Genomic DNA, 9,975 nt, shown 5'->3' on the forward strand with positions numbered 1-9,975 from the left:
AAATACACTAGTAGCTATTAATTAAGTACAAGCGAAACGTTGTCTATAACCACCACACCTGTTTCTGCCCCCATATCAAAAAGCACACGTGAGTTTGAACTCCCGAAAGTGCTAGCCTCTAGGGTAAGTGTAAATGTTTGTGTAGTAGTTGTGAGATTTACTGTCTCAATTACAGCCTCAAAAGGAGCCTCATTAAGACCTATACCTGCAATTAAAGTACGGTCACCGTCTGATGAAGCGTCAAAAGTTAGGGTGTATGTTGCGCCTTGTGTTATCTCTAGGCCTTGACTTAAGTTTACGTCAAAGGCATTACCAGCGACCATCACATTTGCAAAATTAAAGCTGTTACCACCGTCTTCTTGAACGTTAAATGCGTTACCAAACCAATCTACCATACCACTCTCAAAGTCTCCATTAGACAAGAGATTATCTCCAGCATTTCCACCAGTATCTCCACCGTCATTTACCGGATCAGATCCTACTACAATAAGGTCGTCATAATAATATGTAGATCCATCACCTTGTAAATCAGGAATAAATTCAAAAAATAAGATAATACGATCGTAATTAATACTAGGGTCTAGCTGACCAGTAAAGTTAAATAGGAGCTCTTCCCATTCATTTACAGTAGTGGTGTTAATATCTAGTACAACTTGAGAGTCGCCACCTATAGCTTGGTTTTCTAGAGCCATTCTTACAGGGATATCTGCTTTAGGAGATAGCGTTTTTATACTTATAATCTCAGATGCTGAAAAATCTATGGGAGCGTCAAGATTAAGTAATGTCCCTGCAAAAAACTGAGCGCCTACCGTCTTTGTAGTTCTTAGAACAGTTTGTGTGGGGTTAATGCCCGTTGCACTTGGATTTCCTTCTACGGCAGAAGCTGCTCCCTCAAAACCTATAATATCATAAACCAGTGAGGTAGATTCAAACCCAACAGGAAAAGTTACTTGAGCAGCATCTGAGTCGTCTACATTAGGAGTAGGAGGAAGTTCTTCCATACCTATGCTTAACGAGCCTTGAGCATTAATATCATTAAGTGTTGCAGTGATAGTGGCAACACCGTTAGAACCGTTTACTGTTACAACGCCTAGGTCATTTACAGTAGCAACTGTTTCGTTTGTAGAGTTATAATCAAAATATGCAGACGCACTTTCAACTCGCTGTTCTATACCATTAGGCATATTAAAGGTGCTGTAACCGCCGGTAATAGCTACTTGATTGCCTACAGTGGCTGAGGTAACCTGGTCTTGACCTTCTAAAATTGCTGCACTTAATGGTAAAATAGTATTTAAGTTTTCAAACTTTACTTCGTCTATCCATAACTGGTATGATTCTCCATTATTTGAGGCCTCGGCATACCAAAACATTCCGCTCTCTTCTGTGAGTTTTGCGGCATTTGGGATAGGGATGAAATACTGTTGCCAGCCTGTACCTACCTCAAGGTTATTTACCTGTGTTCTATAAACTTCTCCTTGAAAGGTTAGTCCAAAACCTATTTGATCAACAATCTCGCCTCTAGATGCTCTTGCATAAAAAGAAAGAACATTATAGTCTGTTAAGTCTCTACCTATAGCTGTGGTAAAAATCCCACCTGCATATCCTCCTTCTGGATCTGTCGTATTAGGAATATCAAACCTCATTGCTGCACTACCTTCAAAGACGACATCTGTATCGACATCAAAAGCTGTTACTTTAGAGTCTCCAAAAGCCGCATATTCTAATCCTGCACTAAAGGTATCTATAAAGACGTCTCCATTATTTGGGAAAGTGGCCTCTTGTAAATTATCTTCATCTGGTGCGCAACCATAGTTAAGCACTACAAAAAATGTAGTGAGGAGATAACTTATGTTTTTTATAGTAAGTATCTTTTTCATCTTGTAATTATTTACCAATGTTAATATGTAAGTATGTTCTAATCTCCCACTCATTACCGTTAGGCAAGCCCAAGTCAATAGGGCTCATAAACTCATATCTAGGAGAGAAATTATCTAGTGATCGCCAGGTGTAACGTACTCCTAAGCGAGTATTAGGTAAAATAAACCATCCTGGTTTCCCTAGGGTAGTAGAGAGGTCTACTTTAAATTGGAATGGGTAAGTGAGGTTAAAGTCTCTATGAAAATCAAAAGGACCCCAGTCGTCTATTTTTACCTCACTCATTAATTTAAATTTGTTATATACAACACGTACGTCTGTTCCATATCGATAAATAACTCTGTCATCACTACCTCTTGCTTGTCCATTACCTCCAAAAAAGTTTGCAATAACTCCAAAATCTGGACTTATTTTAGAAACTATTCTACCATTAAACTCCCATAAATCTTGTGCAGATGGTGCAGATGCAAACGCCACAGGAACACGACTATCGCCAAAGAATCCAATAGCTGCATCTTGTGTAGTAGGTAAGTGACGATATACAAAGCCTAGACTTGCTGCAAATGGCGCATCTTCTGCTCGGTCATTATCCCACTCGTAAAACCACGTTCCTGGAGTTGGGTCAAAGGTTAAAAGTAACTCTCCGGCTGTTGTCTTTCTATTATCTCTCACAACAAATGGATCTTCTATAATGTTTCTAGAGCGAGCAGGAGCTGGAGCTCCAAGTGGGATTGGATCCACAAGAGGCTCTTGCCATAAAAAGTTAGGTGCTATTTGAAAATTACCTATTTGATATGTAAACCCTGTTAAGAAGTTATATTGATTACCGCTTCCGCTGTCTTTAAGTCTCCAGCCTGTAAATGTCTTTGTGTAATCTGCACCCCCAAATGCCACAAGCCCTTGTGCTGCCCCTTGAGCATACCAGTTAAATTTTCCTCCTGCATAGGTTACTTTTGCTTTTCCTCCCCAGTTATCACCAGCGTCTACCGTGTTTATAAATACATCGGTATTCCCATCTGCATCAGTCTTTACTATTTGATAGTCTCTTCCATTAAGAGGGGATCCACCCCATATACCACCTACTTCAACACTAAAGTTGCCAAATTTTCTTTGGCCATATAAAGTTGCTCTTCTTGTTCTAGGTTGAGGTATTGCTACAGATGATACACCCACTCCTGGATCTGCTATGTCTTCGTGAAAAATAGCAGCAAGATTGTACTTACCTATTTGCTTTTGGTACTTTAAAAGTACTGCGGGGTTTGCGCCCCACCATAATTCTGGACCGAATGCTGCTTTTAGTCCTTTGAAATCCTTCTTACCTTCAAATTCAAATCCAAAAGGAGCTACGCCATTATATATGTCAATGTTAGGGCCATAGTTTGCTTCAGGATATAGGCCAAAGAAATCACCTTCATATCCCCAGTGATAGTGTCCAGTTCTATAAAACCCTTTGATATCGGCATATTTGGTACTCCAGTCAAATTCTGCTTGATAAATTTGCACTCTATTATTATCTGTAAGAACTACATCACCATTGTTAGAATTTACAACGGTAGGCCTTCCTCTGTTTTCAAAAAAGATTTCATCTATAGGATTGCCAGCTACATTTCCTAAAACATTCACCTCCACATTAGCTCTTAAGCCTGGAGTAGGGTTTGCTTCAACACCAACATAATATGACTCCATATTATCAAAACCTAATTGGTCTGGAAAAGTAGTAGGGTTGTTTTGGTCTGCATTTTCTGGAGTGGTAATACGTTTACCACCAGTATTAAATGTTGTAAACTCAGCTCTTAATGTGCTTATCTTAATTTTTTCACCTCCTGCGGTTCCAGAGGCTGCTTTGTCACCTCTAGCCCTTAGTACAGCATCCATTATTTGTATTGCATCAAAGTGATTTTCTACACTTGAACTGTCATTATTGCTAGCGTATGGATTAAAAGTATGAGCTTCTTTTAAAGAATAGTAGGCGGCTCTTGGGTACAGGGTGTAAAGACCGTTAATGTTTGTAGGACCTTTTGCACAGATTCCAAACCACTCCTCATTCATATTGTTTTCACCTTCTATAAAATCATAAGTGTATCCTCCATTAGACCACGAGGCATTATTATCGTGTATATCTAGATTTTTAGTTTGGCCGTACTTCCACCAGCCATCACTAAACTGAAATGTAAAACCTCCTATTGAGTTTTGCGCTTTATCTAGACCAGCTGCATTTTCATAAATCTCTTTCCAGTTACCCAGCATATAGTAAGCCTGAGCTTTTTGATCTTCTTGATTTTGGATTGCATTAAATGCGTCTGCTCCAAATTCTGTAAAGAGTAAAGGCTTTCCGTACGTAGTCTTAACTCTTTCAAAAGCATCTCCAAAAGAAACACCTCGATACATATTTGTTCCATAAATATCTACATCAGGACATTCTTCTGCAATAATATTTAAGAATAATAAATCGCCATTACAAAGTGCTATAGGCTTGTCTTCTATAATTTCCTTCATAGCAACCGTAGCTTCATTAAAGAGCTTGTACATTGCTCGAGCCCTTGGCTTTACTCGGCTATTTGCTTCAGGAATATCTTCTGTTTCTGCACCATCCCAAAAAAGACCGTAGTTATTTTCATTACCTAACAAGTATAATAGCAGGCCTCTTGTATTTTTGAAGTCTTTAGCCATTTGAGCTGTTTCTTTTAATAAGACTGCTCTTACATCTGGATCACTATAATCTGTATTAGGTTTCCAAGTTCCGTTTATGGTAAGTCCATAACGGCCAAAGGGGTGATTAATCATTGTATAAATACCATAGTTGTCATATATATAGGTTACCCATCGAGGTGGTACACCTACGTATTGTCTTATTGTATTTACCCCCATATTTTTAAGCAACTCCATTTCAGGGTCTAAAGCGGCTTTTATTACATCATCAGACTGTTTCCAGAATTGATATGAGGTGGTAGCGACAGTTTGGCCTACTGGGATGTAGTCCCAGTTCATACCATTAATGATAAATGGCTCACCATTAACCATTAATTTTTGTCCATCACTATCATTATTTATGGTAACTGTAGTGCTTTGTGCAAATAAAGCTAGTGAGTTCAAAATCAAAAATATGCTCAACATATAATGTTTCATACAGCGATTGTTTTATGTTTGGTTTAAAATAATAATGGAGAATTTAATCTCTATATATTTTTGTTGTGTTAATCGTTATGTAAAGATATTGTTAAGATGAAGACTATTTGTTAGTTCTTAGTAAACAAAAACTATACACTCCTCTGCAAATAGTTGTAATGATTAAGAATATCACTTTAATTAACCCGTATTGTTGAGAATAAAGAGGTTTTGGGTCTTAATTTTAACGATATTAAAGTTAGAGTTTTTTCGTGAAATTCAGATTTTCAAAGTGATGATGTAGTAATGTTGTGGTGATTATTCTACTTGTATAGGTCTTTCTTTGTTATTTAATGCAGGTTTATGGATATTGATATCACGGATATCTGCTATTAGTAAGGTTTATAATTAGACACAAAAAAAGGCTAATTTCAATATTGAAATTAGCCTGTATAGTTTTAGTTTTTTCGCGAAAGCGAACTATTCAAAATATGAAAACGTCTCACCATCTTCTATAGTAAGCAGCGTTTCATAAATAAGTTTTATTACATTCTCTACATCTTCACGGTGTACCATCTCTACAGTAGTGTGCATATATCTTAATGGTAATGATATAAGAGCAGAGGCAACACCACTACCGCTATAAGCAAAAGCATCTGTATCTGTACCCGTAGCACGAGAAAGTGCAGCTCTCTGGAAAGGAATCTCTTTCTTCTCTGCCGTTTCTGTGATGCGGTCACGTAGTTTTTGTTGTACAGCAGGAGCATATGCAACTACAGGGCCTTTGCCTATCTCTGCGTGTCCCTGTTTTTTCATATCAATCATAGGTGTTGTCGTGTCGTGAGTAACATCTGTGACAATGGCAACATCTGGTTTTATACGCTCTGCAATCATTTGTGCTCCACGTAGTCCTATCTCTTCTTGTACGGAGTTTGTGATGTATAGTCCAAAAGGTAGTTTCTTTTTATTCTCGCGTAAAAGTCTTGCTACCTCTGCAATCATAAAACCACCAGCGCGGTTATCTATCGCTCTACACACAAATTTATCATCATTAAGAATATGGAAGGTGTCTGGATATGTAATTACACAACCTACGTGTACACCCATTTTTTCTACCTCCTCTTTATCTTTTGCTCCTATGTCTATAAAGATATTGTCAGGTTTTGGTGCCTCTTCTTTTGCTTTATTACGAGTATGTATTGCTGGCCAGCCAAAAACTCCTTTTACAATTCCGTTTTTAGTATGCACGTTTACAATCTTAGAAGGTGCAATCTGGTGATCACTACCACCATTGCGTATTACATATATAAGGCCATTATCTGCTATGTAATTTACATACCAAGAGATTTCATCTGCGTGACCTTCTATTACAACCTTATATTTTGCCTCAGGATTTATTACCGCAACCGCCGTACCGTAGGTATCTGTGATAAACTCATCTACATATGGTTTGAGATAATCCATCCATAATTTCTGTCCATCCCACTCATAGCCTGTAGGAGCTGCGTTGTTGAGGTAACTCTCAAGAAAGTCTAAAGACTTTTTATTTAAAATGCTTTTTGAAGCCATAGAATAATATTTTTTTTAAAAGTAAGAATATTAACCAAGAGTTAATGACGTTATAGCACTCTAATCTTTAATTTTGGAATGATTTTAGCTTAAAGCGAAATAAAAAAGATGCGCATACATAATCTCCTATATATAATTGTATTCATAGCAGGGCTTACACAAGCTCAAGAAACTCCTGTAGATTCAACAGAAGTTGAAATTGAATATTACATAATTCAAGGAGACACCATTCCAAGGAGCGCTATAGATCTTAATGAGGTAATCGTTTTTAAAAGGCTAAAATTTGATAATAAACAAGACCGAAGACGATACCTAATACTTCGCCGTAAAACCAGAAAGGTTTTTCCTTATGCAAAACTCGCTGCAGATAGGCTGGTCGCGCTTAATAATAGACTTGACTCCATAGAAGGTAAACGTGCTAGAAAGAAATACACAAAAATAATTCATAAGTACCTAGAAGGCGAATTTTCGGCAGAGCTTAAGAAACTCACACGCACAGAAGGGCAAATACTTATTAAACTCATACATCGTCAAACAGGTGAGACAGCCTTCGAGTTAATAAAGAGACTACGCAGTGGCTGGAGAGCATTTTGGTATAACACCACCGCAAGCGCTTTTGATATTTCACTTAAGAGAGAATTCAATCCAGAACAAGAACAGGAGGATTACCTTATAGAAGATATACTACAGCGTTCTTTTCAATCAGGTATACTTGAGCCGCAGCCTAGTGTGTTAGATTTTAAATTTCTTGAATTATCAGATAAGTGGAAGAATAAAGGGGTGGAGTAGTACCTCTATATTATAGTATACAATAGTGTAGTGTACCTTTTACGCTTTCGCGAAATAAAATCCTCGACGATTTCCCCTCCATAGTATACGTTTAATTACTGCAATATTAGTCTCATTCTAAGAGAAGATATAATTCATATTGTTTAAGGTTAAGAAGGTCAGTGGTTTGTAAATTATTTTGAAATTTATTTTAAAAATACTTGTCAGACTTGAACTTCTGTGTATCTTTGCCGTCCGTTTAAATGTGAGCGGTAGTTCTTATAAATCTTTTTTTAATTGGCTTTAAAATTTATTTCAAATTATTTTCAAAAGATAGTTTGTAAAGTCAAAAAAGGTTGTAGTTTTGCAGCCGCTAACAAATAGAGGTTTATTTGTAGGAGTTGTTCTTAGGATTGTTGTTTTTATTGCTTCAGAAAAAAAATAATTTTTTTTTCAAAATAAAGTTGTCAGTATTAAAAACAGTTGTATATTTGCACCCGCTTAGAGAAACAGTAACACATCTAGCGAAGTTCAAGTAATTTTTTTGAATGTTTTGGAAGGTTAAAAAGGGGTTCGATTCCTCTTGCATTAACATTGATTTTCTAGTTTTTAGGAATTAGGAAAAGTTCATTGACTTATTGAATTGACAGCGCGTATTAATACTTTCGGGTATTATTACAAAGAATTTGAAAACTAGAAGTTTATTATTGACCGGATATTTCGAGTTGTGAGGAGTTAATATTATTAACAACACACGATGAAGAGTTTGATCCTGGCTCAGGATGAACGCTAGCGGCAGGCTTAACACATGCAAGTCGAGGGGTAACAGGAGTAGCTTGCTATTTGCTGACGACCGGCGCACGGGTGCGTAACGCGTATAGAATCTACCTTATACTGGGGGATAGCCTTTGGAAACGAAGATTAATACCCCATAGTATTATTTTTTGGCATCATTAAATAATTAAAGTTTCGGCGGTATAAGATGACTATGCGTTCTATTAGTTAGTTGGTAAGGTAACGGCTTACCAAGACTTCGATAGATAGGGGTCCTGAGAGGGAGATCCCCCACACTGGTACTGAGACACGGACCAGACTCCTACGGGAGGCAGCAGTGAGGAATATTGGACAATGGAGGCAACTCTGATCCAGCCATGCCGCGTGTAGGAAGACTGCCCTATGGGTTGTAAACTACTTTTATATGGGAAGAATAAGGTCTACGTGTAGATCGATGACGGTACCATAAGAATAAGCACCGGCTAACTCCGTGCCAGCAGCCGCGGTAATACGGAGGGTGCAAGCGTTATCCGGAATCATTGGGTTTAAAGGGTCCGTAGGCGGGCATATAAGTCAGTGGTGAAAGTCTGTGGCTTAACCATAGAATTGCCATTGATACTGTATGTCTTGAATTATTGTGAAGTGGTTAGAATATGTAGTGTAGCGGTGAAATGCTTAGAGATTACATAGAATACCGATTGCGAAGGCAGATCACTAACAATATATTGACGCTGATGGACGAAAGCGTAGGTAGCGAACAGGATTAGATACCCTGGTAGTCTACGCCGTAAACGATGGATACTAGTTGTTTGGTTTTCGGACTGAGTGACTAAGCGAAAGTGATAAGTATCCCACCTGGGGAGTACGTTCGCAAGAATGAAACTCAAAGGAATTGACGGGGGCCCGCACAAGCGGTGGAGCATGTGGTTTAATTCGATGATACGCGAGGAACCTTACCAGGGCTTAAATGTAGTCTGACAGCTTTAGAGATAGAGTTTTCTTCGGACAGATTACAAGGTGCTGCATGGTTGTCGTCAGCTCGTGCCGTGAGGTGTCAGGTTAAGTCCTATAACGAGCGCAACCCCTGTGGTTAGTTGCCAGCGAGTAATGTCGGGAACTCTAGCCAGACTGCCGGTGCAAACCGTGAGGAAGGTGGGGATGACGTCAAATCATCACGGCCCTTACGTCCTGGGCCACACACGTGCTACAATGGTAGGGACAGAGAGCAGCCACTTAGCGATAAGGAGCGAATCTATAAACCCTATCTCAGTTCGGATTGGAGTCTGCAACTCGACTCCATGAAGCTGGAATCGCTAGTAATCGGATATCAGCCATGATCCGGTGAATACGTTCCCGGGCCTTGTACACACCGCCCGTCAAGCCATGGAAGCTGGGGGTACCTGAAGTCCGTCACCGTAAGGAGCGGCCTAGGGTAAAACTGGTAACTGGGGCTAAGTCGTAACAAGGTAGCCGTACCGGAAGGTGCGGCTGGAACACCTCCTTTCTAGAGCTTGTCCCTGTTATTGTGAGTTATGTAATTTATTATGTAGCGATATCATTAACAAACAGCAAACGACTTACAACGAATGGTTAGTAATAGGTTTTAGTTTTCAATAGCTGTCGATTTAATTATTAATAAGGAAGTAGGAATTGAGTAAGTAAGAATTAGTTTTTACTAACAATTACACTTAATTGCTATAGACTATTAAGACAGTCTCATAGCTCAGCTGGTTAGAGCGCTACACTGATAATGTAGAGGTCGGCAGTTCGAGTCTGCCTGAGACTACTTTTATGCTTTCGCGAAAGCTTTATAAATCGTGACGTTCATACGTATTACATTTTGAAGGAAATTTTAGAAGTTGAGAATCATTACTTCGTCATTCG

The 9,975-nt window shown here is 38.6% G+C and carries 4 protein-coding genes, 1 tRNA gene and 2 rRNA genes (1 of these 7 cut by a window edge); 4 read left to right on the top strand and 3 right to left on the bottom strand.

What is annotated here, in order from left to right:
- Window positions 1-17: 17 nt before the first annotated feature.
- The 3 genes from MED134_RS14815 to MED134_RS13815 form a co-directional block, all read right to left on the bottom strand.
- Entirely contained in the window at window positions 18-1,877 is a 1,860-nt protein-coding gene (locus MED134_RS14815; protein WP_052084255.1) for a carbohydrate binding domain-containing protein, read from the bottom strand.
- 7 nt (window positions 1,878-1,884) lie between these two features.
- Window positions 1,885-5,001, bottom strand: a complete 3,117-nt coding sequence (locus MED134_RS13810; protein ID WP_038600319.1) for a hypothetical protein — start codon at window positions 4,999-5,001, stop codon at window positions 1,885-1,887.
- Between the two features lie 459 nt (window positions 5,002-5,460).
- Window positions 5,461-6,549, bottom strand: coding sequence for a M42 family metallopeptidase (locus MED134_RS13815; protein ID WP_038600322.1), 1,089 nt, complete (start codon window positions 6,547-6,549; stop codon window positions 5,461-5,463).
- Between the two features lie 108 nt (window positions 6,550-6,657).
- Between MED134_RS13815 and MED134_RS13820 the strand changes: the two genes are divergently transcribed.
- The 4 genes from MED134_RS13820 to MED134_RS15005 all read left to right on the top strand — a co-directional run.
- Complete coding sequence (locus tag MED134_RS13820; protein ID WP_038600325.1) at window positions 6,658-7,338, top strand: DUF4294 domain-containing protein; 681 nt, start codon at window positions 6,658-6,660, stop codon at window positions 7,336-7,338.
- A 733-nt stretch (window positions 7,339-8,071) separates the two neighbouring features.
- Window positions 8,072-9,595: ribosomal RNA gene (locus MED134_RS13825) — 16S ribosomal RNA — on the top strand.
- Window positions 9,596-9,803: 208 nt separating this feature from the next.
- Window positions 9,804-9,877 (top strand) — tRNA-Ile (locus MED134_RS13830).
- A 13-nt stretch (window positions 9,878-9,890) separates the two neighbouring features.
- A 23S ribosomal RNA gene (locus tag MED134_RS15005) occupies window positions 9,891-9,975 on the top strand (it continues 2,648 nt past the right edge of the window).
- The 16S and 23S rRNA genes sit together here with 1 tRNA gene alongside, the layout of an rRNA operon.

Source organism: Dokdonia sp. MED134 (genome assembly GCF_000152925.2).
Lineage (GTDB): Bacteria > Bacteroidota > Bacteroidia > Flavobacteriales > Flavobacteriaceae > Dokdonia.

What these genes read in the sequence shown, in the direction of transcription:
- MED134_RS13820 (WP_038600325.1), top strand. Translation starts at nt 6,658, where the DNA reads ATGCGCATACATAATCTCCTATATATAATTGTATTCATAGCAGGGCTT.
- MED134_RS13815 (WP_038600322.1), bottom strand. Translation starts at nt 6,549, where the DNA reads ATGGCTTCAAAAAGCATTTTAAATAAAAAGTCTTTAGACTTTCTTGAG.
- MED134_RS14815 (WP_052084255.1), bottom strand. Translation starts at nt 1,877, where the DNA reads ATGAAAAAGATACTTACTATAAAAAACATAAGTTATCTCCTCACTACA.
- MED134_RS13810 (WP_038600319.1), bottom strand. Translation starts at nt 5,001, where the DNA reads ATGAAACATTATATGTTGAGCATATTTTTGATTTTGAACTCACTAGCT.